This window comes from Streptomyces sp. NPDC020801 (genome assembly GCF_044334385.1).
Lineage (GTDB): Bacteria > Actinomycetota > Actinomycetes > Streptomycetales > Streptomycetaceae > Streptomyces.
In genome coordinates this window covers 595,930-620,412 of sequence record NZ_JBIRST010000001.1, presented here as the reverse complement: position 1 = coordinate 620,412, position 24,483 = coordinate 595,930, and the positions used below count along the sequence as shown (strand labels likewise).

Here is a 24,483-nt window from a genome sequence, read left to right as displayed (position 1 = left end):
TCACTCCTTGTCTTGGTCGGGGTCGGGGTCGGGCTGGGGGTGGGGGTGCTGTCCCTGGAAGCGGCTTTCGACCCACGCGTCGCAGTAGATGGTGTCGAGGTAGCGGTCGCCGCCGTCCGGGAGCACGGCGACGCAGGTGGCGCCCGTCCGAAGCCAGTCGCCGGCCCCTCGCAGGGCGGCGATCACGGCGCCGGAGGAGCCGCCGGCGAGGATGGACTCCTCGGCGAGCAGCCGGCGGCAGCCGTGCACGCAGTCGAGGTCGGTGACCTTGACGACCCGGTCGGCCAGGCCCGGCCGCAGCAGCGGCGGGACGACGGCCGCCCCGTGCCCGGGGATGGTGCGCCGGTGCCCGCGTTCCCACGGCTCCGGCGGGCCGAAGATCACGCTGCCCACCGCGTCCACCGCGACGACCCGGGTGGCCAGGCCCTGCTCCTGGATGTACTCGGCGCAGCCGCGCAGCGTGCCGGTGGTGCCGGCCGCCAGGAACAGGTAGTCGGGGCCGCCGGGCAGCGCCTCGCAGATCTCGCGCATGGTGTGGTGGTGGGCGCGGGCGTTGTACTCGTTGGCGTACTGGTTGGGCCAGTAGGCGTCCGGGACGCTCTCCAGCAGGGCGCGGACCCTGCCGATCCGGGCCGGCAGGTACTCGCCGGTGGCCGGGTCGCGGTCGACGACCTCGACCTTCGCGCCGTACGCCCGCATGATGGCGGCGTTCTGCGCGGTGGTCCGGGGATCGACCACGCAGATCAGATCGAGCCGGTAGAAGTTGCAGAGCTGGGCGAGGGCGATGCCGAGGTTGCCCGAGGAGGACTCCACGACGGTGGAGACCCCGGGGACGAGCTTGCCGGCCTTGATGGCCTGCTCGATCATCGACTTGGCGGCACGGTCCTTGATGCTCCCGCCCGGGTTGAAGCGCTCGCACTTGGCGTACACCTGGAACCGGGCGGGCGGGAACAGCCGGTCGAGGGCGACGAGCGGAGTCCCGCCGATCGTCGCGACGATGTCGGGGTCCCGGGAGCGGGTGGCGCCGAGCGCCAGCGCCGCCCCGTCGGAGGCGAGGACGGTCATTCCGGCACCTTTCTGCTGATCTGGAGCCGCAGTTCGCTGACGTAGCGCTCGCCGTCGGCGTCGGTCAGCCAGGAGTCGTCCGGGTCCGGCAGCGGTTCGCCGAGGGTCACGGCGGCCCCGGGGTCGAGGCGGCGCGCGGTGCGGACGAGGCCCGCGAAGGCGAGCACGAGGGTCGGGCTGGTGAAGTCCACGAGGGACGGCTTGGTCTCCTCGGGGAACTTCACGAAGAGCCGGTCGGGCAGGGCGTGCCGGGCCACCCAGCGGCGTACGGCGAGGTAGTCGCGCTCCCGGTCGGCCTTCTCCGGCAGGGCGATCCCGGCGACCGGCAGCCGCCAGCTCTGCCGGAACAGGACCAGGTCGTCGAGGGTCACGCGCGGCGCGTGCGCCCGGTCGAGCCCGATCTTGAAGGCGTCGGCGGCGATGATGGAGATGGGCACCGCGAGCAGTTCGGCCACGGACCACTCCCGTCCGTCGGGGGTGGTCGCGGTGACCGTGCCGTCCGTCTCGGCGAGCGCGATCGCCGCCGCAGGGTCGACGCAGGTCCGGTCGTCGCAGGGCGCCCGGGTGAACCCGATCAGCCGGTCCCCCGCCCCGATCGGCGCGGGCACCATCCGGCCGCTGTTGCGCCTCCACTCCACCGGCAGCAGCGGTACCAGGCGCGGGGCGTCGAGCGCCGCGTTGACCTTGTCCCGCAGTGAGCCGGCGTCGCTGGTCCAGTCGAGGAAGGGCAGGTCCAGCGTGGCCAGGCAGGCGTGCAGTTCGCCCAGGACGACGGTGTGCTCACCGGCGTTGACCGCGTCCGGGGAGGCGGCCACCACCTGCAGGTCGGGGCTGTGCACGGCGAGATGGGGCGAGCGCACCGGCCCGGTGGCGAACAGGGCGCGGAACCGCTCCTCGATGTCCGCGACCCTCAGCCGCACCGGGACGGACCCCGGGGCGGCCGGGTCGAGGCCGAGCACCTCCCGCCATTTCTCGGCCAGTTCGCGGGTCGCGGTGTGCACCGGGGTGGCGTGCTCCCCCCAGAACAGACCGAGCACCTGCGGCCAGACGTCGGCCAGGGTCACGTCCGTGCGGCGGGCCGCGGCCTTGCGCACAAAGCCGGCGACCTCCGTCTCCACCAGTTCGGCGAGCCGGTTGCCGAACCAGTCCGCCGCGTCCGCGACCAGGGCCAGCGGGCGGGCGATCGCGTCGAAGAAGTCCCGGCCGAGGTCCATCCGGCAGTCGCGCAGGGAGTCCTGGTAGCAGAGCGTGCGGCCGGCGTACGCCTTGCCCTCCTCGCGGGAGGCCGCCTGTCCCGTCGTACGGACGAAGAAGTCGTCGAGCCGGTCCAGGGCCGCGACGAGCTCCTCGGCATCGGCCGCGCGGTCGATGCCGGCGCGCAGCCGGTCCACTTCGGCGAGGATGGCCTCGCAGCGCACGAAGAGCCCGGGATCGCCGATGGCGGCCACCCGCCGCCGCAGCACCTCCTCGGCGCGCACGTCCACGGGGATGTTGGCGTCCCAGGTCAGCACCCGCTGTCTGAGCAGCCGGGTGAGGACCTTCTCGACCCGCTGGCGTGCCGTAGCGGGGTCCCAGCCGGCGGTGTCCGTCAGGGTGTCCGCGATGGCCTCGCCGCCGCGGTCGCCGTCGGCCAGCCGCAGCACCGCCACGTCGTCCTCGCGCAGCCGCACCGTACGGCCGCCCTGCATGAGGAGCCGGTCGCCGTCGAGGTGGACGTCGGGCCGGAGCATCGGCGGGAACCACCAGCGGGCGCCGGGCTGCCCCGCCATCCAGTCGGCGAGGGCGGCCACCGTCCAGCGTTCGAGGAAGGTGCGGCTCGCGCTGGTGAGCGCCGGGCCGTGGTCGAGGTCGACGGCACGCTGCCCCTGTCCGACGCTGATCCAGGCCGCCGGGCCGAAGAAGCCGATCGTCTCGGCCTTGGCGCAGTAGCGCAGCCAGTACATCGCGAGGGTGCGCTCGCGCCGCCGGCGCTTGGACTCGGGGCCCTTGCCGGCCGCGACGGAGTCCAGCAGGTGGTAGACGGTGCGGTTCTGCCAGGCGATGGCCCGGCGGAGACGGTCGTCGGCGGCGAGGCGGGCCAGCCGCTCGGACTCGGCGGCGGTGTCGGCGCGATAGGCGGCGGAGAACCCGTCGCCTCCGGCGGCACGGCCGTCGGCCACGAGGGCCGCCGCCGCGGCCGCGCGCGGCCCGCCCAGGAGCCCCAGCCCGGAGACCGGGAAGCCCGCGCTGCGCAGCAGTCCGACGCCCCACACCCGCCAGTGGCTGTCGCCGAGCCGGTACGCCGGTGCGAAGTCCGGCCGGTCCAGGGCGTGCGCCGCTTCGGGCGCGGCCGCGGTCATCGGGCCGCTCCTTCCAGGGAGGGCAGGGGTGCGGCCAGGGCCGTGGCGAGCCGCGCGACCCCCTCGGCGATCCGCTTCCTCGGTACGTGGCTGAAGCACAGCCGCAGTCCGTCGGCGTGCTCGCCGTCGATGCCGAAGTGGCTGCCGGGCACGAAGGAGACCCCGTGCTCGGCGGCGGCCGCGGCGAAGCGGGAGGTGTCCACGCCGTCGCGGTGCTGCAGCCAGATGTAGAAGCCGCCGCTCGGACGCTCCCACCGCCAGGGCCCGTCGGTGCCGAGCCCGGCCTCGAGCGCGTCGGCCATCAGGCCGCACCGCTCCCGGTAGCTGTCGCGGTAGGCGTCGAGCAGGCCGGTCCAGCCGGCCCGGGTGTGGAAGGCGGCGAGCGCGGCCTGGGCCAGCGCGGACGGCGACAGGGCCATGACCTCGGTGGTACGGCGCAGGGTCTGCGCCAGCTGTCCGGGCGCCGCGATCCAGCCGCAACGCAGGCCGGGCGCGAAGACCTTGGAGAAGGTGCCGAGGTAGACCACGCGGTCGGGGTCGAGGGCGTGCAGGGCGGTGGTGGTCCGGCCGTCGAAGGAGAGGAGCCCGTAGGGGTTGTCCTCGATGACGAGCAGGTCCAGCTCGCGCGCTGCCGCGAGGAGTTCCTGGCGGCGGGCGACGCCGAGGGTGGCGCCGGTCGGGTTCTGGAAGGTGGGGTTGCAGTACAGCAGCCGTACGGTCCGGCCGGCCGCGCGCAGCCGCGGCACCGTCTCCCGCAGGGCGGCCGGGTCGAGGCCGTCGGTGTCCTCCGGGGCTGCGTGGAGGATCAGGCCCGCGGTGCGGAAGGCCGCCGCGGCGCCCGGGTAGGCGGGCGTCTGGACGAGGACGGTCTCGCCGGGTGCGCCGATCCCGAGGGCGACGGCCATGAGGCCCATCTGCGATCCGCCGGTGGGGACCAGCTGCTCGGCGGTGGCGGTGGTGCCCTCACGGGCCATCAGGTCGCTGATCGCCGGCACGAGGGCCTGGGCCACGTGCGGGGTGGTGTACTGCAGGGCGAGCTTTCCGCCGAGCCGGACGAGCCGGGAGAGCTGGGTGGAGATCGTCTCCAGGGGCAGCACGTCCAGGTCGGGCAGGCCACCCGCGAACGAGACCACGTCCCCGCCGCGTTCGAACAGCCGCGGCATCTCCACCGCGGGGCGTATGTCGGTCCACATGGCGATCAGTTCCCGGCTCTGGCCGGCAGCGCGGCGGCCAGCTGGTCCTGCACGGACCGCCACAGGCCGGCGGAGGAGGTGAGCGAGGGGTCGCCGATCACCTCGGGGTCGATCTCGATGCCGTACCGCTCCTCGACCGCCATCACCAGGGCGATGGTGTGGAGCGAGTCCACGCCGAGGTCCACGAGCGGGGTCTCGGGGTCGGTGACCGTCACGGCGCAGACCCGCTCGACGAGCTGGTCGAACTGCGACTGGGTCGGCTGGTCAGACTGTGACTGGTGCATGGCTGGTCCTCGTCTGGGTCGGCGGTGCGAAGGGTGAGTCCGGGCTGTGCCGCCCCGGGTCGGGCGGATCGACCAGGAGCCTGGCGGCCGCGCGGTCCGGCTTGCCGTTGGCGGTCAGCGGCACGGTGTCGATGAGGGTGATCCGGTCGGGCATCCGGGCCCGGTCGAGCCGCAGTGTCAGATGGGCGCGGATCTCCTCGGGGGTGAGGGTGCTGCGCACGGCCAGGTGCAGCGGGCCGTCCTCGGGGTCGGGCCGCAGCGCGACCGCCGCGGTCACTCCGGGGATCCGCTCGGCGGCGTCCTCGATCTCGGTCAGGCCGAGGCGGATGCCGCGCCGCTTGATCATGTCGTCGTCGCGGCCGACGAAGTAGAGCCGGCCGTCCTCGTCGAGCCGGCCCTGGTCGCCGGTGTGCAGTTCGAGGGAGCCGTCGGCGCGGCGGACGTAGCGCCGCTGTTCCTCGAGGGGGACCCCCCAGTAGCCGGCCATGACCGTGGCGCCCCGGACGACGATCTCACCGGTCCGTCCCGGCCCGAGGGTGGTGCCGTCCGCGTCGACGATCCGGACGTGGTCGCCGGGGATGGGCCGGCCGACCGAGTCGGGGTGGGCGGCGTACTCCGCCGGGTCCAGGATCGAGATGCGCTTGCACTCGGTCATGCCGTACATCGGGGCGAAGACCGATCCGGGGAACGCGTCGAGCAGTTCGGCCATGACGGCGCGGCCCGGACGGGCCCCGGTGTTGGTGAACAGCCGTACCCGGGTGGGCCGTTGGTGCTTGCGCTGCAGCAGGGCGAGGATCTGCGCGAGCGAGGGAACCAGCGGTACGACGGTCACCCCGTGCCGCTCGACGGCCCGCAACAGACCGATGTCCCCGGCGCGTTCGGCGAGCACCAGTGTGCCGCCGGTCAGGGCGCACAGCAGCGCCTGGTAGAGGCCGTAGTCGAAGGAGAGCGGCAGCCGGCACAGCACCACGTCGTCGGCCCGGTAGCCGAGGCAGGTGTTGATGGCGTCGAGGGAGGCGAGCATCTGCCGGTGCGGGCAGACGACGCCCTTGGGGCGGCCGGTGGTGCCGGAGGTGTAGATCAGCATCGCGATGTCGTCGTCGTGGACGTCGGCCGCGAAGTCGTCGGCGGGCGTCTGCCCGGCCTCCTGCCGGGCCCGGGCCGGCTCGACGGTGCGCCGGGCGCCGTCGCCCGCACCGGGCGAGCAGATGGCCAGGGCGGCCGAGCAGTCGCCGACGATGTGGGCGAGCTGGGTGTCCGTCAGGTCGGGGTGTACGGGGACGAAGACCGCGCCGATGCGGAGGGTGGCGTAGAAGAGGGCGAGGAAGAAGCGGTCGTTGCCGCCGGCGTGGACGACCCGCTCCCCCGCGGTGACGCCCTGGGCGCGCAGCCAGCCCACGGCCCGGTCCACGGCCGTGCCGAGCCCGGCGTAGCCGAGGGAGCCCTCGGCGTCGACGACGGCCGGGTGGTCGCCGCGGTCGGCGCGGCGGTGCGCGAGGAGGTCAGACACCGGCATGGACGGCCCCCTCCTTCCGGACGGCGGCGTCGGCGGTGGCACCGAGCCGGGCGTGGACCTTGCCGATGTCGCGGACGGAGCCGACCGGCAGCACGGCGAGTTCGGGGTGGCGCCGCCGGAGGATGTTGGAGAGGGTCTTGGCCGGCGGCAGGGAGACGGTCAGCTCGGGCTCCAGCCGGGCCAGGCTCAGCAGGCACAGGTCCCAGCGCACCGGCCGGACCACCTGGTCGACGAGGCGGCCGCGGATCAGCTCCGCGGTGGCGAGCACCTCGCCGTCGGCGTTGGAGAGCAGGAGCCCGTGGGGCCGCTGGAAGGGGGTCGCGGCGGCCGCGGCGGCGAACGTCCGCCGCGCCGGCTCCATGTAGGGGGTGTGGAAGGCCCCGGCGACCTGGAGCGGTTTGACGGTCGCCTCGGGCGGCGGAGCAGCGGCCAGCTTCGCCAGGTCCTCGGCGAGCCCGGCCGCGACCATCTGGCCGGGGCCGTTGAACGTGGCGGCGGTCAGGCCGAGTTCGGCGATCCGGGCGAGCACCTCGCTCTCCTCGCCGCCGACCACGGCCGCCATCGAGGTGGGGACCTCGGCGCAGGCGGCGGCCATGGCGCGGCCGCGGACCGCCGCGAGCCGTACGGCGTCGGCGGGGGCGAGGACCCCGGCGTACACGGCCGCGGTGAGCTCGCCGACGGAGTGGCCGGCCACGACCACGGCCCGCTCGGCCGCCACCGGGGCCAGTTCCTCGTGGGCCAGCAGGCCCTGGGCGACCAGCAGGGGCTGGGTGTGCTCGGTCCGGGCGATCTCCGCGGCCGAGGCCCGGGTGCCCAGGTGGACCAGGTCCACGTCCGCGGCCTCGGACCAGGCCCGTACGCGCTCGGCGTGCACCGGGTCGCGCAGCCAGCCGGCCAGCATGCCGGGTGTCTGGGACCCCTGACCCGGCGCAATGATTGCGAACATTTGTTCTATCCCCCTTTCGTGTTGAGTACCCATCGCGCGGCGCGGGGCCGGCGGTCGGTACGGGCGGTGCGATACGGAGATGTGCGGCTACTGGGCCCGGAGCCAGTGGGCCGGGGCTCTTGGGCCGGGGCTCTTGGGCCAGGGCTCTTGGGCCAGGGCTCTTGGGCCAGGGCTGCTGGACCCGGGACAGTGGGCCGGGGTGGTGGGGGGCCGGGGTTGTGGGCCGGAGCGTTGGGACCCGGCGCCGGCCGGCCCCGTGGCCACTGGGCCCGGGAAGCCCGGGACTACTGACGGCCCGTGCTCTTGGCGAAGCGGCGGACCGCCATGAAGGAGAAGCCGGCGAACCAGGCGACGATGTTGAACACGGCGCCGGCCAGGCTGGAGTGCTCGCCGCTGAAGGTGTAGCCGTCGGTGAGGGTGTAGCGGGCCAGCGTCGAGACGCCGTACATCGGCGTGTACCGGGAGATCTCCAGCATGGTCCCGCTGAGCGGGATGAACAGGTTGCCGAGGAAGGCCAGCGCGGTCATGGTCAGGCCCGGCATGTGCATCACGACCTCGGGCTTCAGGGCGAGCCCCATCGCGATGCCGAGCGCGGCGAACACCGCGGCGCCGATCCAGGCGACGAGCAGGGAGACCACCCACACCTTCGGGTCGGCGTGCGCCCCGGTGACGGCGCCGAGGACCCCGACGATGGCCACGGGCACGGCGGCCATGACGACCGAGCAGAGCACCTTGACGAGCAGGTATCCGGGCGGGGCGAGCGGGCTCAGCGCGATGGTGCGCATCCAGCCGGCGGACTTCTCCACCGAGATGGTGGCGGCGGAGCTGGTCGCGGCCATCGCGGCGCCGTACACCGCGAGGCCGATCATCATCCAGGCGGCGAAGTTGCCGTGCGGCACGGACCCGTGGGACGGGGCGGTGCGGAACAGGGCGAGGTAGAGGACCGCCGGCAGCAGCAGGGTGAAGATGGTGGTCTGGCGGTTGAACCGCCGGCGCAGCTCGTAGCGGACGAAGGTGGGGTTGACGCCGCTGAGGGCCGAGGTGCGGGAGCGGACGGGAGCCGTCGGCGCGGTCAGGGTGCTCATCGGGGGCCCTCCTGGGCGGTCCGGCCCTGGTGGGTGATGGCCATGAAGGCCTCTTCGAGACTGCGCGGGGCGACCTCGATCTCGGTGGCCGAGGTCTGGTTGACCAGCAGGCGCAGCAGGGCGTCGGAGTCGGTGGTGTCGAAGTAGTGGCGGTCGCCTCGGGCCGCGCACGAAAGGACGGCGGCCGACGCGGCCACCGCCTGGGCGTCGCGCGGGCTGATGCGGGCGGAGACGGTACGTCCGCTGATGGCGGCGCGGATGGACGAGGCGGACCCGTCGGCGACCACCCGGCCGCGGTCGATCATGACGACCCGGTCGGCGAACTGGTCGGCCTCCTCCATGTAGTGGGTGGCGAACATGACGGTCATGCCGCGCTCGGCGTCCTCGCGGACCGTGGCCCAGAACTCACGGCGGGCGGCGACGTCCATGCCGGCGGTCGGCTCGTCCAGCACCAGGAAGTCGGGGTCCGACAGCAGCGCGACGGCGAACCGCAGCCGCTGCTGCTCGCCGCCGGAGCACTCGGCGACCCGCCGGTGGCGCAGCGCCGTGATCCCGGCCCGGGTCATGACGTGCTCGGCGTCCGCGCCGGGGTGCAGCGAACCGAGCATCCGCACGGTCGCCTCGACGGTCAGGTCGGGCAGCAGCCCGCCCGACTGCAGCACCGCGGCGACCCGCCCGGCGCGCACCGCCTGCTGCGGTGCCTGGCCGAACAGCTCCACGTGACCGGAGTCGGGCCGGGTGAGTCCCAGCAGCATGTCGATGGTGGTCGTCTTGCCGGCGCCGTTCGGCCCGAGGAACGCCACGATCTCGCCGCGCCGGATCCGCAGATCCAGCCCGTCGACGGCGGTGAACTCCTCGCCCTTGGCGTTGGTGAAGCGCTTGACGACCGTGCTGAGCACGGCGGCATCCGGGGACGTCACCTCCCCCGAAGCCGGGCGGCGTTGAGTCTCTATCATCATCTTCAGTCCTCACCGTGTCCGTGGCCGCTTCCAGGGCCCTGCTCTTGGCGAGAACCAATCTCCCGTGCCTCCCTATCGGCCCGGACCGCGGCGGCTATGGCGCCGCTATCGGGGGGCTATCGAAGGACGGGGGCCTGACGCTTTCCGGGCGTGCGAGGGGCGCGGCAGGGGGCGCGCGCCGCAGCGCCCGGAGCCGGCGGCCACCGGGCGGCCGAAGCCCCCGTTCGGCAGGCTGACCGAAAACCCGCGGTGCCGGCGGCCCTGGCGTCGGCAGTCGCGCTGTGAATCACCCTGACCGCAACCCGCGGGGCAAGCGCGGATCTCCCTGCCCCGCGTGTACGCGGGTCCCTGTCACTCAGGAGGGCTCATGGCCGGCGACGCGTCCGTCACCCCCCTCCGCGCGACAACCGGCAGGGGGTCGTGGACGTCCGGCTCGACGGCGACCGCACGCTGCGGATCGCGCCGGGTCCGTACTGCACCGCTGAGGGCCGCTTCCCTGCGGCGGCCGGCGCCACCGTGCGGCACAACCCGGCCGCCTTTCTCATCGTCTTCCGGACCGCGGTGCTGTACCTCACCGCCGGCTACTGGAAGAGCACCGGGAAGATGTGGCAGGACGGCGTGACCATGTACCGCACCAGCCGGGTCACCGGCTTCGAGATGTCATCGGCCCATGCGCATCTCATGGACAACGCCTTCGTGGGCACCGCCGTCTGCTACTTCACGATCTTCATCGAACTCGCGCTGCCCTTCGCCATGCTGTCCGCCCGCCCATGGGTCCCGAAGGCCAACACGGTGGCTCTGGAGGGCCTGCACGTGGCCCTCATGGGCCTCATGGGCCTCATGTGCTTCGGCCTGCCGACGATCGGCGCGGACTGCACCTGCCTGCGTGACGAGGACCACCGATGGCTCGCCCGGGGCTTTTGGACCGTCAGGAAACGCCTGCCGCAACGTCGTTGGACACCGCTGCCCACACTCGGCATGACCCCCGTGGCCATGGCGGCCGGGCAGGACGGTGCGGCCGATGCGTGAGGCGAACGGGGAATCGGCAATCCCCCGTCAGGCCGGACAACCGGACCCCGGCCCGGCAAGTGCCGCGGCGAATGCCCTGTACCGGTTCCTCACCGCCGAGCCCGCCCGCCCGCCGGGAGCATCTCGCGCCGCGCGTGGTCACCGCCTTGGGCCGCGCACGGCTCGACGAGATCGTGGACGTCACGCTCGCACGCGTCGGAGACGTCGTCGGCATACGCGAGAGCCGCGACGGCCTGGTGATCGAAGGCACCACCGGCCGAGCCCTCGCCTTCGCCGTCAGCCAAGACGGCGTGCAACTCGACGAGTTCCTGATCCGGCCGGGCTCGTACCGGCCACCGCGCCTGCGCATCCCACCGGCGGTACGCGGGGCGCTCGGGTGGATCGTCCTGGCACTGCTCTCTTCCTGCGCGTCGGGCGTGCTGGGAAGCAAGAGGGCCGGCCAGAGGGCAGCGTCCCTGCCCGGCGCGGTCCGTGCGGTGTGGGCCTCCGAATCCGCGGCCACGACTTCGCTTCCAGCGCCCCTGCCTCGTGCAGGCCGTGCAGCCATGGGACGAGCCCCTCGGCGTCTGCGGCCTCGCCCAGCAGACGAGCCAGGGTGTGACACGCCCTGCGCCGGAGCGAGTGTGCCGACGCGGAGTCCGTGACGGAGATGTTGGGTGTCATGGCAGCGAGCCGGCTGGGAGCGACGCGGTCTCTCGCTTCATGGGATGAACTTCACCTCCGGGAAGGCCGGGCACGGGCCGTCGAGCACGTGCCCTCGGTGGTGGCGCAGGTGCAGGTCGAAGAAGGCGAGCGGGTAGGTCTGCTGGATCCGCACTGCCCGGGCGGGATCGAGGGTGCCGATCCAGCCCTGAAGGTCCGCGGCGCCCATCCCGACGGCTTGTGCCAGTTGCGGGACCAGGAACTGGACGTCGCAGTACGACGAGTGAACCGCGCCTTCCGCCTGGACGTTGAGCCGCCATCCCCGCAGGCGCGACCAGAACTCGGCGACGCTCGGCTGCGTGGCCCGGGGGAACTCGGCGGTCATCAGCATGAACGGCCGGTCCAGGTCGGTGGTGACCGTCGGTTGCATCGGCCCGTCGATGCTCAGACCGGCCCGGATGCGCCGGTCCCCGCTCATCACGAAGGCCGTCGCCGTCGCGCCTTTCGACCAGCCGAACATGCCGATGCGCTGCGGATCGAGCACGCCGAGCAGGCCGGCCGGCAGCGTTCGGCGTTCGGCGTCGGGGTTGCGCCCAGCGGCGAGGTCCTCGACGCGGTCGAGCACGAACCGGATGTCGGTGGCGAAGTCTCGTGGTGTCAGGGAGGGGCGGTCGAGCGGGACCGTGAGCCGGCCGTCGGGGAACAGGCTGAACGCGTCGTACGTGTGATCCACCGTGACCACCACATACCCGTGGCTGGCGAGCTCCTGCACCACGATGGTGGTGTCCGCCCGGTGATCGTGCGCCCCGTGCGAGAAGACGACGACGGGCAGTCGTCGGCGCGTTCGCAGCACCGGTGCGCCCTCGTGGCCGGCCGTGAGCGGCGCCACCGCGACATCGGCCGGAAAGTCCGCCGACGTCAGGAGCGCCCGTGCCACGGCGGGGGACGTCCAGCGGGCCGGTGGATACCGCTTGACGCCCCGGGCGGGGTACCAGACGGCGGCCATCAACTCGCGGTGGTGCCCGGGGCCGGCCACGGGATCGGGACGTGAGGCGTCGACGAGGTGCAGGGGCACCGTGCCCACTGGGTACGGTCCGGTGGGCGCCGGCAGGGTGAGCTGCACCGGCCCCGCGGCGGTCGAAGCCGCCCACGCCCGGCGTGCGGCGCCGATCGGCACGGCGGCCCCGACTGCCAGCGCGGCTGTGAGCATGCGGCGGCGTGTCGGTCCTCCCTGGTTCATGAACGGCGTGGTTGTCACGGAACCTCCCTGGGTTTTGGGCAGCACTGGGCCACGCCCAGTGCCTGGGTCGCCGGCCCGGGCCGGCAGTGTTTCGGTCCTGATCGGCTCAGTGGCCCGGTGGCATGCGGCCTTCACGTGGCGCGGACATGAGGTAGGCGAGCACGGCCAGCACGCGGCGGTTGTCGTCGTCGGAGGGGGCGAGCTCCAGCTTGGTGAAGATGCTCGTGCTGTGCTTGGACACGGCCTTCTCGCTGATGAAGAGCCGGTTCGCGATGGCGCTGTTGGAACGTCCCTCGGCCATGAGCTCAAGCACCTGGCGCTCCCGCTCGGTGAGCCGGGAGAGGGGCCCGCGTTCGCCGCGGCTGCGGCGGCCGAGCAGCTTGGTGACCACTTCGGGGTCCATGACCGTGCCGCCCGCGGCGACCGTACGGATCACGTCGATGAACTGGTCGTCGCTGAACACCCGGTCCTTGAGCAGGTAGCCGACCCCTCCGGCCTGGTCGGCGAGCAGCTCCTGGGCGTAGATCTGCTCGACGTACTGCGAGAGCAGGAGGATCGGCAGCCCGGGTATCCGTTCCCGGGCGGACAGCGCCGCACGGAGTCCGTCGTCGGTGTGGGTGGGCGGCAGCCTGATGTCCACGATCGCAAGGTCCGGCCGGAACTCCAGCAGTGCGCCGAGCAGGCCCGGAGCGCTGTCGGTGGCCGCCACGATCTCGAACCCACGCGCCTTGAGAAGCCTGACCAGCCCCTCCCGGAGCAGGAAGAGATCTTCCGCAACGACTACCCGCACGGCACCTCCATGACCACGATCGTCGGCCCCCCGGGCGGGCTGCTGACCGCCAGGATGCCGTCGAAGGCCGCCAGCCGTCGCTCCACCCCTGCCAGCCCGGTGCCCCGGGCGGGATCCGCGCCGCCCACCCCGTCGTCGACCACCTCGATACGCAGCAGCCCGTCTGTCCGCGCCATCCGGATCTGGAGGCCGTGCGCCGAAGCGTGCCGGACGGCGTTGGTGACCACCTCGGCGACGGCGAAGTAGCAGGCCGACTCCAGCGGGGCGTCGAGCCGCCCGGGCAGCTCGATCTCGGTCTCACACGGCAGGGGCAGGTCCAGCGCGAGCGCCCGGACCGCCTCCCCCAGGCCCCGGTCGGCCAGCATGGGCGGGTGCATCCCTCTGATCAGGCCACGCAGTTCCTCCAGTGCCGCCGCCGAGGCGACGCGAGCCTCCACGACGAGTGCGGCGGCCTCATGCGGATCGCTGTGGATCATCTCCTCCGCGGCCCGGAGGTTCATCCCGATGGTGACCAGCCGTCCCTGTGCGCCGTCGTGCAGGTCTCGCTCGATCCTGCGCAGCTCCGCGGCCGCGGAGCTGACCGCATCGGCCCGTGTCTCGGTCAGCTCCCGCACCCGCCGGGCCAGCGCCGGGTCAGGCCCCCTCCCGAACAGCCGTCCGGCATCCGCCAGCACGGTTCTGGGCAGCAGCCAGAGCCCGAGGGCCAGTAGCACCGCCCCCTGGATGCCACCGAGTACCGATGCATGGTGGGCAATCTCCAGGGGGAGGGACGGCGCCGGCCCGGGCGGGGAGCCGAACTTCCGCACCACCACCAGGCGTTGTCCGAACCCGCTCTGGGCGACGTCGTACGCCCCGATCCCCACCAGCCCCAGGACAGCCAGGTTCGCCGCCACCCTGGGCCACCGCACCAGCCCGGCCACGACGGCCGCCAGCAGCGCCAGTCCCGCCAGGTAACCCACCGCTGCCGGCCCGATCCCGGTGCCCGGTGACGCGAACTGCCACAGATCGAGGCCGAGCAGGTCACCGGTCATCACCACGACGGCGGGCAGCAGCAGGGCCCAGCACGCGGGCCTCGACGCGCCGGCTCCGGCCAGACGCGCGGGCCTGCCGTTCGCCGGCCGGAGCAGAGCCGCACCGGCGAAGGCGGCGAGCACCGGGACGCTCACACAGCCCACCAGGACGTTGAGCAGCGTCTGCCCATAGCCGGCAGAGGAATGCGTGAGCCAGTACGTCAATTCCAGCAGTTCGCCGGTCACCGCCGCGACCACGGGCAGCACCCACCGCCTGGGCACGCTCGCCGAGGTGAGCAGCGTGGTGGCCAGCAGGCCGGCCATCAGCAGCGCCGCCGGGAGCAGCCCGTCGGGTTGCAGATCCGGCACGGTGACGACGTAGCCGCCCGATCCGGCGGAGTTGTGCAGGGCGAACAGCAGGGTCGGCACACTGCCGTACGCCGCCGTACCCACCAGCCCCGCCACGACCGGCCACCCGATCCGCCCAGCCGGTCGCGCGAGGCGCCCCGGCCGGTCCCGCGCCTGCTCCGCCCTGAAGGCCAGCACGGCGCAGACCGCGGTCAACGCCACGAGCACGCCCCCCGGCCAGGGCGCCGCCCCGTCCACCGGAAACGGCCACATATCCGCCCCCCGTCTCGTCATCCATGCCACACGCTGCGGCCTGGAGATCATGCTGCTGCGAGGGGGCTTGCGGGCGCCATGGGCCGAAACCTACTTCCGGGGTAGGCAAACACCTACCCCGGCCGGGAAGCCTCCGACGGGAGTTTCGGCCGGAAAGAGACAGGCGGGACGTGCGGGGAGCGCTCTGCAAACGTTCGTGATCAATACATCGAGAGCGACCGACCCCTCACGCACCAGCGGCACCAGGCGGATACGGCCCCGCAGCCGGGAGGGGCGGACGGTCAGCCCGGCCAGGTCGAGCCCGCGCGTCACCGGCACTCCTCGGCCGCCGCCCGCACCGAACACCGGACGACGATGGATGACCATGCGTCAGATCACCCAGCAGAAATCCAGCAACCCGCCCCCGTGACCACGGCATCACTTACCGCACGCACGACGGCCATGTCACGCCGCCGACCTGCGGAAGCCTGAACGGAGGTGTCGTCGCCCGGGATCTTCAACGTTCCGGGAGAACACCACAAGACTCACCGCCTATAGGGCACGAGAATCTCCTGACCTGCGGTTTCACGCACAAAGGCCAAGGGATGAAACGTTCACACGTTGAAGCGGAACTCCACCACGTCCCCGTCCTGCATCACGTAGTCCTTGCCCTCCATACGGGCCTTGCCCTTGGCGCGGGCCTCGGCGACCGAGCCGGTCGCGAGGAGGTCGTCGAAGGAGATGACCTCGGCCTTGATGAAGCCCTTCTGGAAGTCGGTGTGGATCACACCGGCGGCCTCGGGGGCGGTGGCGCCCTTCTTGATGGTCCAGGCGCGGGACTCCTTGGGGCCGGCCGTCAGGTAGGTCTGCAGGCCGAGGGTGTTGAAGCCGACGCGGGCGAGGGTGGCCAGGCCCGGCTCGTCCTGGCCGACGGACTGGAGCAGCTCCAGGGCCTCCTCCTCGTCGAGCTCGGCGAGGTCGGCCTCCAGCTTGGCGTTGAGGAAGATCGCCTCGGCGGGGGCGACCAGGGCGCGCTGCTCGTTCTTGAAGTCCTCGTCGACCAGCTCGTCCTCGTCGACGTTGAAGACGTAGAGGAAGGGCTTGGAGGTGAGCAGGTGCAGGTCGTGCAGCAGCTCGTTGCGCTCGGTGCCCTGGACGATGCCGTGCGCGAAGAGCGTGTCGCCCTTCTCAAGGATCTCCTTGGCCTCCTCGACGGCCTTGACCTTCGGCGCCACGTCCTTCTTGATCCGCGACTCCTTCTGGAGACGGGGAAGGACCTTCTCGATCGTCTGGAGGTCGGCGAGGATCAGCTCGGTGTTGATCGTCTCGATGTCCTCCTTGGGCGAGACCTTGCCGTCGACGTGCACGACGTTCTCGTCCTTGAAGGCGCGGATGACCTGGCAGATGGCGTCCGACTCGCGGATGTTCGCCAGGAACTTGTTGCCCAGGCCCTCACCCTCGCTGGCGCCGCGCACGATGCCGGCGATGTCGACGAAGTCGACGGTGGCCGGGAGGATCCGCTCCGACTTGAAGATCGAGGCGAGCTGGGCGAGGCGACCGTCCGGGACGCCCACGACACCGATGTTCGGCTCGATGGTGGCGAACGGGTAGTTGGCCGCGAGCACGTCGTTCTTGGTCAGGGCGTTGAACAGGGTCGACTTGCCGACGTTCGGCAGACCGACGATTCCGATCGTGAGCGACACGTTGCGACTTCCCGTACGTGAGGAGATTTGAGGGCCAGGCGGCCGATCCACCAGTCTACGGCGTGTCGCACCCGGCCCCGGCGACGGTTCGAACGCTTGGCCAAGCCGCGCCGCCCGGCGTGTCAGACGGCCTATTCGGCACATAAACAGACCTAGGTTGGTCCAGTGGAGGAACACAGGACGCGACCTCAGCAGTACGGACCGCGACGCGGCGGACGCGGCGGGCCGCCGGTGCCTTCCCAGGCGGCCCGGGGCCGGCCCGGGAGCGACCGGCGGGCCGGCCGGCCCGCGGTTCGGCGCCCGGCGGCGGTACGGCACCCGTCCGCGGCCCCGCCGACGGCCGTACCCGCCCTGCGGCGACTGCGGCAGCTGCCCAATCCACGGCTGACCGGACTCGGGAGCGGCCTGTTCTGCGGGGCGGTGATGTTCGCGCTGGGGTGTCTGGACCTGCTGCTGCTCAGCGGGTCGCTGACCGTGTACGGCGTGCTCTTCGTGCCGGTGTGCCTGCTGACGGCGGTGTGGGTGCGCAAGGGCGATCTGCTGATCGCGCCCGTCGTGGCGCCGCTGGGGTTCACCGTGGGGCTGCTGCCGGTGGCCGACGGGGGCGACGGTGTGCTCGGCGGGCTGATGGGACTGGTGACCGCGCTCGCCACCCAGGCGGTGTGGCTGTACGGGGGGACGCTGGTCGCGGGGGTGACGGCGCTGGTGCGACGTGCCGCGCTGATCCGCCGCCGGGCGCCGCGCAGCCGCCGTACGGCGTGAGCCCCACGTCGCGTTCGGCGTGAGGCGCAAGTGAGGCGCACGTCATGTCCGGCGTGAGCCCCACGTCATGTCCGGCGTGAGCCCCACGTCATGTCCGGCGTGAGGCGCACGTGCGGTGCGGGCCCCTGCCCGCTTGCCCCGTCCCCGGCTTGCCCCCGTCCCCGGCCGCTCCAGCCTCCCCCGGTCGCTCCCGCGCCCACGGCCGGCTACGCCACCTCCGCCGCGCGCATCGCCGCCCCCACGATGCCCGCGTTGTTCTGCAGCTGGGCGGGGACGATCTCCGCTCTGAGGCCCTCGATGAGCGGCAGGAACTTCTGCGCCTTGCGGCTGACCCCGCCGCCGACGATGAACAGCTCGGGGGTGAAGAGCATCTCGACGTGGGCGAGGTACTTCTGCACCCGGCGGGCCCAGTGCTCCCAGGTCAGCTCGTCGTCCTCCTTGGCCTTGCTGGAGGCCCGCTTCTCCGCCTCGTGGCCGCCCAGCTCCAGATGGCCCAGCTCGGTGTTGGGCACGAGGACGCCGTCGACGAACACCGCGCTGCCGATGCCGGTGCCGAAGGTCAGCAGGATCACCGTGCCCCTGCGGTCCCGGCCGGCGCCGAAGTGCATCTCGGCGACGCCCGCCGCGTCGGCGTCGTTGACCACCGTCACCGGAAGGCCGCCCAGCCGCTCGCCGAACAGTGCGCGCGCGTCGGTGTCGATCCAGCTCTTGTCGACGTTGGCCGCCGTACGGATCGTGGCGCCGCCGGTGACCACGCCCGGGAACGTCAGACCGACCGGTCCCGTCCAGCCGAAGTGGTCGACGACCTGCTTGACGCCGTCGGCCACCCCGTCGGGCGCCGCCGGCTGCGGGGTGAGCACCTTGCAGCGCTCCTGGGTCAGGTCGCCCTTGTCCAGGTCCACGGGGGCGCCCTTGATCCCCGATCCGCCGATGTCCACGCCGAAGATCTGCATGGCTCCACGTTACGACGTGCGACTGACAGTCACGTCACGGACACCGGTGCCCCGTCCGGCCCGGCCGCCGGCGGTCACGTCTGCGCCACCCGCGTCGGGCTTGCGCCACCCGCGTCGGGCTTGCGCCAACCGCATCACGCTTGCGCCAACCGCGTCACGCCTGAGGAGTACCCGAGCCGCCGCGCTCGGCGACCAGCGTCGCCGCCTCGTCGCGCAGGTCCCGGCGGAGCTCCTTGGGCAGCGAGAAGGTGATGGACTCCTCGGCCGCCTTGACGATCTCCACGTCCTGGAAACCGCGCTGGGCCAGCCAATCCAGCACCTGCTCGACCAGCACCTCCGGCACCGACGCGCCCGAGGTCACGCCGACCGTGGAGACGCCCTCCAGCCAGGCCTCGTCGATCTCGTCGGCGAAGTCCACGAGGTAGGCCTGCGCGGCGCCGGCCAGCTTGGCGACCTCCACCAGCCGCTTGGAGTTGGAGGAGTTGCGGGAGCCGACCACGACGACCAGGTCCGCCTGGGCACCCATCTGCTTGACCGCGAGCTGGCGGTTCTGGGTGGCGTAGCAGATGTCGTCGCTGGGCGGGGAGATCAGCTGCGGGAACTTCTCCTTGAGCGCGTCGACCGTCTCCATGGTCTCGTCGACCGAGAGCGTGGTCTGCGACAGCCACACGACCTTGGACGCGTCGCGGACCTCGACGTCCGCGACGTCCTCGGGACCGTCGACGAGCTGGATGTGCTCGGGGGCCTCGCCGGTGGTGCCGATGACCTCCTCGTGGCCCTCGTGCCCGATCAGGAGGATGTCGTAGTCCTCCTTGGCGAAGCGGACGGCCTCCTTGTGGACCTTGGTGACCAGGGGGCAGGTCGCGTCGATGGTGGCGAGGCGGCCGCGCTCGGCCTCCTCGTGGACGACGGGCGCCACACCGTGCGCCGAGAACATCACGATGTTGCCCGGAGGCACCTCCTCCGTCCGCTCGACGAAGACGGCGCCCTTCTTCTCCAGGGTCTGTACGACGTACTTGTTGTGGACGATCTCGTGCCGGACATAGATCGGGGCCCCGTACTGCTCCAGGGCCTTCTCGACGGCGATCACGGCGCGGTCCACGCCCGCGCAGTAGCCCCGGGGGGCGGCGAGCAGGACACGGCGGCCAGGCGAAGCAGTCATGCCCCCCATCGTAAGGCCGCGTTCGGCCGCTCGAAGATCGCGCCCGGGCGGGGACTGACGGCCCACGTGGCCGGGCGGCGGTGGGGCAGGGGTTGGCGGGGCGACCAGGGTGGCGGGGGGAGCGGCCGGGGGGGTGGCCTGTTCCACCGCGGTCCTGCGGCCCCTGGTGGCTGCGACGGCGCCGTGTTGTCGGTGGCGGCGGCTACGCTCGCGGGCATGGCTGTCTCCACGTCCCCAGAGGCTCCCCTGCCCGTCGGTGAGGTCTCGCGGCTGATCGGCGGGTGGATCGAGCGGCTCGGCGCCGTGTGGGTCGAGGGGCAGATCACCCAGTTGTCGCGGCGGCCCGGCGCGGGCGTGGTGTTCCTGACGCTGCGCGATCCGTCGTACGACATCTCCGTCAGCGTGACCTGCTACCGCCAGGTCTTCGACGCGATCGCCGACGTGGTCAGCGAGGGTGCCCGCGTCGTCGTGCACGCGAAGCCGGAGTGGTACGCCCCGCGCGGGCAGCTGTCGCTGCGGGCCGCCGAGATGAGGCCGGTGGGCGTCGGCGAGCTGCTGGCCCGGCTCGAACAGCTGAAGAAGTCCCTCGCCGCCGAGGGGCTCTTCGCGACCGAGCGGAAGAAGCCGCTGCCCTTCCTGCCCCAGCTGATCGGCCTGGTCTGCGGGCGGGCCTCGGCCGCCGAGCGGGACGTGCTGGAGAACGCCAGGCACCGCTGGCCCGCCGTCCGCTTCGAGGTGCGCAACGTCGCCGTGCAGGGCGTGCACGCCGTCCCGCAGGTCGTCCAGGCCGTCAAGGAGCTCGACGAGATGGACGACGTGGACGTGATCGTCGTGGCGCGCGGCGGCGGCAGCGTGGAGGACCTGCTGCCGTTCTCCGACGAGCAGCTGGTCCGCGCGGTCGCCTCCTGCCGTACACCCGTCGTCTCCGCGATCGGGCACGAGCCGGACACCCCGCTGCTCGACTACGTCGCCGATCTGCGCGCCTCCACCCCGACCGACGCCGCCAAGAAGGTCGTCCCGGACGTCGGTGAGGAGTACGAGCGGGTACGGCAGTTGCGCGACCGGGCGCGCCGGTGCGTACGGGCACATCTCGAGCGGGAGGAGCGTGGGCTCGCCCACGCGCTCGCCCGGCCCTGCCTGGAGGACCCGCACCGCATGATCGGCGAGCGGGCGGACCACGTCGCCTCGATGCTGGACCGCGGCCGGCGCACGCTGCGCCACCTGCTGGACCGCGCCGACTCGGAGCTGGCGCACACGCACGCACGCGTGGTGGCCCTCTCCCCCGCCGCGACCCTCCGGCGCGGCTACGCCGTGCTGCAGAAGGCCGACGGGCACGTGGTCCGCGATCCGGCGGAGGTGACCGCGGACGAGGCACTGCGCGCGCGGGTCGCCGAGGGCGAGTTCACGGTTCGTGTCGACACATAGGGTGGGCGGATGACAAGCAAGGCAGCACCGGCGGAAGAGGCGCTCGGCTACGAGCAGGCGCGGGACGAGCTGATCGAGGTGGTCCGGCGCCTGGAGGCGGGCGGTACCAGCCTGGAGGAGTCCCTCGCGCTGTGGGAGCGGGGCGAGGAACTGGCCAAGGTGTGCCGCCGCTGGCTGGAGGGCGCGCGCGCCCGGCTGGACGCGGCCCTGGCCGAGGAGTCCAGGGAAGCGGAAGAGGGCGGGGCGGAGGCGGAGTCCTCCGAGTAGGGCCCGTCCGGGCTCGGCCTCGCGGGCCGGACCCGGGTCCCAGGCTCGCGGCTCGGACCCGGGGCGCGGACTCGCAGCCCGGCTCAGCATGCGGGTTCACGGCCCGGACTCACGGCCCGGACTCGTGACCCGGGCCTCGTGACCCGGGCCTCGTGACCCGGGCTGAGGACGCGGACTCGCGGCTGGGCTCAGGACGTCTTCAGCGCCTGCACCATCGCCGTCAGCCGGTCGAAGGATGCCGTGCCCGTCACCACCGTGGTGGAGCCCTTGGCGCCCTCCAGCACCAGGGCGTCGTAGCGGCCGCCGGTGTACCGGGTCCAGGTCCGTCCGCCGATCTTCTGGGTGACCCGGGTGGCGTGGGCACCCTGGCTGGCCTCGTCGACGAAGTCCCTGCGCTGCTGAGTGGACTGCTCGATCGCCACGTACTGCCCCTCGGGATCCTGGAAACCCAGGTGCCAGCGGTCGTACTGGTCACTCTGGTAGCGGACCGAGGTGGCCTTCCAGCTCTGGGGCAGGCCCTCGGGCGCGGCCACCGGGTAGGAGGCCGCGCGCCGGGCGGTGAGCAGCTCGACGCGGTAGTCGACCCGCTTGATGTCGGGAGCTTGATCGTTGTGCGGGATGAAGAGGTAGACGACCGTCGCCGCGAGCGCGGTCACGCCCAGGGAGAGGATCATGCTCCGCACTGTCTTCTGCTTGCCGTTCGAACCTGCCACGCCCCCTATCGTCGCAGGTGTCCGAACCGCTCATCCGTGGGGTCCCCTGCTCATTTTGTCTGCTCGGCGATAGAGTCGGGGCCAGAACCCTCATCCGGCCGTCGTCGTATCAGAAAGGTGCGCTCCGATGACCGAGCATCATCACTTGCCGTCCGAGCTCGATGTCCCCTCCGAAGCCCCCGACCGCAACCTCGCCCTGGAACTCGTCCGGGTCACGGAGGCCGCGGCGATGGCCGCGGGCCGTTGGGTGGGGCGCGGTGACAAGAACGGCGCCGACGGCGCCGCGGTACGCGCCATGCGCACCCTCGTCTCCACCGTGTCGATGAACGGCGTCGTCGTCATCGGCGAGGGCGAGAAGGACGAGGCCCCGATGCTCTTCAACGGGGAGCGCGTCGGCGACGGGACCGGGGCCGAGGTCGACATCGCCGTCGACCCGATCGACGGCACCACGCTCACCGCCAAGGGCATGCCGAACGCGATCGCCGTGCTCGCCGCCACCGAGCGGGGCGCCATGTTCGACCCGTCTGCCGTCTTCTACATGGACAAGCTGGTCACCGGGCCTGAGGCGGCCGACTTCGTCGACATCAACGCGCCGGTGTCCGTGAACATCAAGCGCGTCGCCAAGGCCAAGCGGTCCACCCCCGAGGACGTCACCGTCGTCATCCTGGACCGGCCACGGCACGAGGGCATCATCAAGGAGATCCGCGAGACGGGCGCCCGCATCAAGCTGATCTCCGACGGCGACGTCGCCGGCTCGATCCTGGCGCTGCGCGACGGCACCGGCATCGACCTCCTGCTCGGCATCGGCGGCACGCCCGAGGGCATCATCTCGGCCTGCGCCGTGAAGTGCCTGGGCGGCACCATCCAGGGCAAGCTGTGGCCCAAGGACGACGAGGAGCGGCAGCGGGCGATCGACGCCGGGCACGACCTCGACCGTGTGCTGACCACGGACGACCTGGTCTCCGGCGAGAACGTCTTCTTCGTCGCAACCGGCATCACCGACGGCGAGCTGCTGCGCGGCGTGCGCTACCGCTCGGAGACCGCCACGACCGACTCGATCGTCATGCGGTCGAAGTCCGGCACGGTCCGCCGGATCGACTCGGAGCACCGGCTGAGCAAGCTGCGTGCGTACAGCGCGATCGACTTCGACCGCGCCAAGTAACCCGGCCCGCGGGCCGGTCACGGCGATGGGGCGCTCCCGGTGCGGAGGGGGCGCCCCATTCGCGTATGACGACGGGTGTCCGGTCGCGTATGACGACGGGTGTCCGGGGTCCGGGTGTCCGGGGTCCGGGTGTCCGGGGTCCGGGTGTCCGGGGTCCGGGTGTCCGGGGTCCGGGTGTCCCGGTGTCCGGGGCCTGCCCTAGCCGGCTGCCGCGATCGGGCCCGTCGCGCGTGCCGTCTTCTTCAGCTCCAGGTCGCGGCGGCGGCGCCGGGCCAGGACGACGCGGCGCTCCGCGGCGGTCAGACCGCCCCACACGCCGTACGGCTCGGGCTGCAGCAGCGCGTGCTCGCGGCACTCGACCATCACCGGGCAGCGCGCACAGACCCGCTTGGCCGCCTCCTCACGGGACAGCCGGGCGGCGGTGGGCTCTTTCGAGGGTGCGAAGAACAGGCCGGCCTCGTCGCGCCGGCACACAGCCTCGGTGTGCCAGGGGGCGTCTTGGTCCCTGTCCCGCACAGGCACCCGCTGAGCCGGGACGGCAGCGACCTGCAGGGACGAATGCGGCGGTTGCAGCACGGTCTTCTCCTGACGACGGCTTCGCGAGCGAGAGACGATGCAGCAAGGCCTACCCGCTGTGCGCGCGCCTATGCACTGAGTTCCCGACCGCTGGATCCGGAGAGCGGCCGGGGGCCTGAAGTGCACGGCAGCCGGACGGAGCCGGGGCGGACCGCTTCGCTCCGGAAGCGGTCCGGTTCACAACCGTCAATGTCACAAGTGCTTGCGCAAACCCTTGTCGACCTTGCGCTGAACGCGATCGAGTATGTCCGCGACGAGCTTGCCGCGCTTGGGTCGCGCCTCGACGTTGCCCAGCACCGCCCAGCCGTCGACGTAGACGACGGGCGCGTCGGGTTCGGCCGAATCCAGTGGGTGCACCTCGAAGTTGCCGAGGACACCGCCGCCGGTGCCGCGCAGCGAGACGTTCTCCGGGACACGGATCTGGACGTCGCCGAAGACCGAGACGGCCTTGATGACGACCTGCTGGTACTCGAAGAGCGCCTCACTGAGGTCGATCTCGACGGTGCCGAAGATCGCGTACGCGTGCAGCCTGCGCCCGGCACGCCAGCGGCCCCTGCGCATGGCCGCGCTGAACACAGCCACCACGTTCTCGTCGGCCTCGGGCGGTATCGCGCCGGCCGGCGGGTGGTTCGGGGCGGGACCGTACGCGGGCGCCGGAGCCGTACGGCCCCGCTGGCCGGCGGGCAGGTCCTGGATGAAGACCTCGAGCTCGCCGACCGTCTTGGCGCTCAGCACCCCCTCGACGCGCTCGGCGTGCTCGTCGGCGGTCAGCCGCCCCTCGGCCAGGGCGTCGCGCAGGATGTCGGCGATCCGGTCACGGTCGGCGTCCGAGGCGCGCAGCTCGGCGACGCGGGCGGCGGCCGGACGCGGTTCGGTCTGCTTCTGAAGGTCCACGACAGCAGCGTACCGAAACGCGATAGATCGCGACTAGGGTTGTGGACGACCCGCGGGTCGCGAGCCCGGCAGCCCGGGGCCGGAAGGCCGCGAGGCCGGAGGCACGAGCCGCGGGGACGTCGACTGAGCCGGACCTCACAGACTCGCTGCCGGCGGCAGGTTCTACGC

At 72.5% G+C, this 24,483-nt stretch carries 23 protein-coding genes; 5 read left to right on the top strand and 18 right to left on the bottom strand.

Features of this window, described 5'->3' with window-relative positions; genetic code table 11:
- From sbnA to ACH4UM_RS02925, 8 genes are all read right to left on the bottom strand, one after another.
- Complete coding sequence (sbnA, locus tag ACH4UM_RS02960; protein ID WP_398172844.1) at positions 1-1,065, bottom strand: 2,3-diaminopropionate biosynthesis protein SbnA; 1,065 nt, start codon at positions 1,063-1,065, stop codon at positions 1-3.
- Positions 1,062-3,404: a lantibiotic dehydratase gene (locus tag ACH4UM_RS02955; RefSeq protein ID WP_398172842.1), complete on the bottom strand. Its 2,343-nt coding sequence runs from the start codon at positions 3,402-3,404 to the stop codon at positions 1,062-1,064. The genes sbnA and ACH4UM_RS02955 overlap by 4 nt, the downstream gene beginning before the upstream one ends.
- Positions 3,401-4,597: a PLP-dependent aminotransferase family protein gene (locus ACH4UM_RS02950; protein WP_398172840.1), complete on the bottom strand. Its 1,197-nt coding sequence runs from the start codon at positions 4,595-4,597 to the stop codon at positions 3,401-3,403. The genes ACH4UM_RS02955 and ACH4UM_RS02950 overlap by 4 nt, the downstream gene beginning before the upstream one ends.
- Before the next feature lie 5 nt (positions 4,598-4,602).
- Positions 4,603-4,881: an acyl carrier protein gene (locus ACH4UM_RS02945; RefSeq protein WP_398172838.1), complete on the bottom strand. Its 279-nt coding sequence runs from the start codon at positions 4,879-4,881 to the stop codon at positions 4,603-4,605.
- Positions 4,862-6,397: a class I adenylate-forming enzyme family protein gene (locus tag ACH4UM_RS02940; protein WP_398172836.1), complete on the bottom strand. Its 1,536-nt coding sequence runs from the start codon at positions 6,395-6,397 to the stop codon at positions 4,862-4,864. The genes ACH4UM_RS02945 and ACH4UM_RS02940 overlap by 20 nt, the downstream gene beginning before the upstream one ends.
- Positions 6,384-7,343, bottom strand: a complete 960-nt coding sequence (locus tag ACH4UM_RS02935; protein ID WP_398172834.1) for an ACP S-malonyltransferase — start codon at positions 7,341-7,343, stop codon at positions 6,384-6,386. Before ACH4UM_RS02935 ends, ACH4UM_RS02940 begins: the two co-directional genes overlap by 14 nt.
- A 284-nt stretch (positions 7,344-7,627) precedes the next feature.
- Positions 7,628-8,428, bottom strand: a complete 801-nt coding sequence (locus ACH4UM_RS02930) for an ABC transporter permease (RefSeq protein WP_398172832.1) — start codon at positions 8,426-8,428, stop codon at positions 7,628-7,630.
- Positions 8,425-9,387: an ABC transporter ATP-binding protein gene (locus ACH4UM_RS02925; RefSeq protein WP_398172830.1), complete on the bottom strand. Its 963-nt coding sequence runs from the start codon at positions 9,385-9,387 to the stop codon at positions 8,425-8,427. The genes ACH4UM_RS02930 and ACH4UM_RS02925 overlap by 4 nt, the downstream gene beginning before the upstream one ends.
- A 420-nt stretch (positions 9,388-9,807) precedes the next feature.
- Here ACH4UM_RS02925 and ACH4UM_RS02920 point away from each other — a divergent pair, with 420 nt between their 5' ends.
- On the top strand, positions 9,808-10,416 hold the full coding sequence (locus tag ACH4UM_RS02920) for a hypothetical protein (protein ID WP_398172828.1): 609 nt from the start codon (positions 9,808-9,810) through the stop codon (positions 10,414-10,416).
- A gap of 89 nt (positions 10,417-10,505) precedes the next feature.
- Here the strand turns inward: ACH4UM_RS02920 and ACH4UM_RS02915 are convergent, their stop codons facing one another.
- The 5 genes from ACH4UM_RS02915 to ychF all read right to left on the bottom strand — a co-directional run bounded on the left by ACH4UM_RS02915 (position 10,506) and on the right by ychF (position 16,401).
- Positions 10,506-10,700, bottom strand: a complete 195-nt coding sequence (locus tag ACH4UM_RS02915) for a hypothetical protein (RefSeq protein WP_398172826.1) — start codon at positions 10,698-10,700, stop codon at positions 10,506-10,508.
- Positions 10,701-11,116: 416 nt separating this feature from the next.
- Complete coding sequence (locus tag ACH4UM_RS02910) at positions 11,117-12,316, bottom strand: alpha/beta hydrolase family protein (RefSeq protein WP_398172824.1); 1,200 nt, start codon at positions 12,314-12,316, stop codon at positions 11,117-11,119.
- A gap of 88 nt (positions 12,317-12,404) precedes the next feature.
- Positions 12,405-13,088 (bottom strand): LuxR C-terminal-related transcriptional regulator, encoded by a 684-nt coding sequence (locus ACH4UM_RS02905; RefSeq protein WP_398172822.1) that lies wholly within the window; start codon positions 13,086-13,088, stop codon positions 12,405-12,407.
- Complete coding sequence (locus tag ACH4UM_RS02900) at positions 13,079-14,668, bottom strand: sensor histidine kinase (RefSeq protein ID WP_398172820.1); 1,590 nt, start codon at positions 14,666-14,668, stop codon at positions 13,079-13,081. Before ACH4UM_RS02900 ends, ACH4UM_RS02905 begins: the two co-directional genes overlap by 10 nt.
- A gap of 644 nt (positions 14,669-15,312) precedes the next feature.
- Entirely contained in the window at positions 15,313-16,401 is a 1,089-nt protein-coding gene (gene ychF, locus ACH4UM_RS02895) for a redox-regulated ATPase YchF (RefSeq protein ID WP_398172818.1), read from the bottom strand.
- 165 nt (positions 16,402-16,566) lie between these two features.
- Between ychF and ACH4UM_RS02890 the strand changes: the two genes are divergently transcribed.
- Complete coding sequence (locus ACH4UM_RS02890; protein ID WP_398172816.1) at positions 16,567-17,163, top strand: DUF6542 domain-containing protein; 597 nt, start codon at positions 16,567-16,569, stop codon at positions 17,161-17,163.
- Positions 17,164-17,369: 206 nt separating this feature from the next.
- On the opposite strand, the gene ppgK is transcribed toward ACH4UM_RS02890, so the two are convergent.
- Positions 17,370-18,116, bottom strand: a complete 747-nt coding sequence (gene ppgK / locus ACH4UM_RS02885) for a polyphosphate--glucose phosphotransferase (RefSeq protein WP_398172814.1) — start codon at positions 18,114-18,116, stop codon at positions 17,370-17,372.
- Between the two features lie 154 nt (positions 18,117-18,270).
- On the bottom strand, positions 18,271-19,287 hold the full coding sequence (locus ACH4UM_RS02880; RefSeq protein WP_398172812.1) for a 4-hydroxy-3-methylbut-2-enyl diphosphate reductase: 1,017 nt from the start codon (positions 19,285-19,287) through the stop codon (positions 18,271-18,273).
- A gap of 207 nt (positions 19,288-19,494) precedes the next feature.
- On the opposite strand from ACH4UM_RS02880, the gene xseA reads away from it, so the two are divergent.
- Together xseA and ACH4UM_RS02870 are read left to right on the top strand one after the other, a co-directional pair.
- Complete coding sequence (xseA, locus tag ACH4UM_RS02875) at positions 19,495-20,703, top strand: exodeoxyribonuclease VII large subunit (RefSeq protein ID WP_398172810.1); 1,209 nt, start codon at positions 19,495-19,497, stop codon at positions 20,701-20,703.
- A gap of 9 nt (positions 20,704-20,712) precedes the next feature.
- Positions 20,713-20,970, top strand: coding sequence for an exodeoxyribonuclease VII small subunit (locus tag ACH4UM_RS02870; protein ID WP_398172808.1), 258 nt, complete (start codon positions 20,713-20,715; stop codon positions 20,968-20,970).
- 188 nt (positions 20,971-21,158) lie between these two features.
- Here ACH4UM_RS02870 and ACH4UM_RS02865 read toward each other — a convergent pair whose 3' ends face one another.
- On the bottom strand, positions 21,159-21,683 hold the full coding sequence (locus ACH4UM_RS02865) for a DUF4245 domain-containing protein (protein WP_398172806.1): 525 nt from the start codon (positions 21,681-21,683) through the stop codon (positions 21,159-21,161).
- 127 nt (positions 21,684-21,810) lie between these two features.
- Here ACH4UM_RS02865 and glpX point away from each other — a divergent pair, with 127 nt between their 5' ends.
- Positions 21,811-22,845 carry a class II fructose-bisphosphatase gene (gene glpX, locus ACH4UM_RS02860; RefSeq protein WP_398172804.1) on the top strand — a complete coding sequence of 345 codons (1,035 nt, stop codon included), beginning with the start codon at positions 21,811-21,813 and terminating at the stop codon, positions 22,843-22,845.
- A gap of 198 nt (positions 22,846-23,043) precedes the next feature.
- Here glpX and ACH4UM_RS02855 read toward each other — a convergent pair whose 3' ends face one another.
- Both ACH4UM_RS02855 and ACH4UM_RS02850 read right to left on the bottom strand, forming a co-directional pair.
- The gene (locus ACH4UM_RS02855; protein WP_398172802.1) at positions 23,044-23,421 is read right to left on the bottom strand and encodes a WhiB family transcriptional regulator; all 378 of its coding nucleotides are present in this window, start codon (positions 23,419-23,421) and stop codon (positions 23,044-23,046) included.
- Positions 23,422-23,613: 192 nt separating this feature from the next.
- A complete protein-coding gene (locus tag ACH4UM_RS02850; RefSeq protein WP_398172800.1) occupies positions 23,614-24,315 on the bottom strand; it encodes a DUF1707 domain-containing protein in 702 nt (233 codons plus the stop codon).
- Positions 24,316-24,483: the final 168 nt, after the last annotated feature.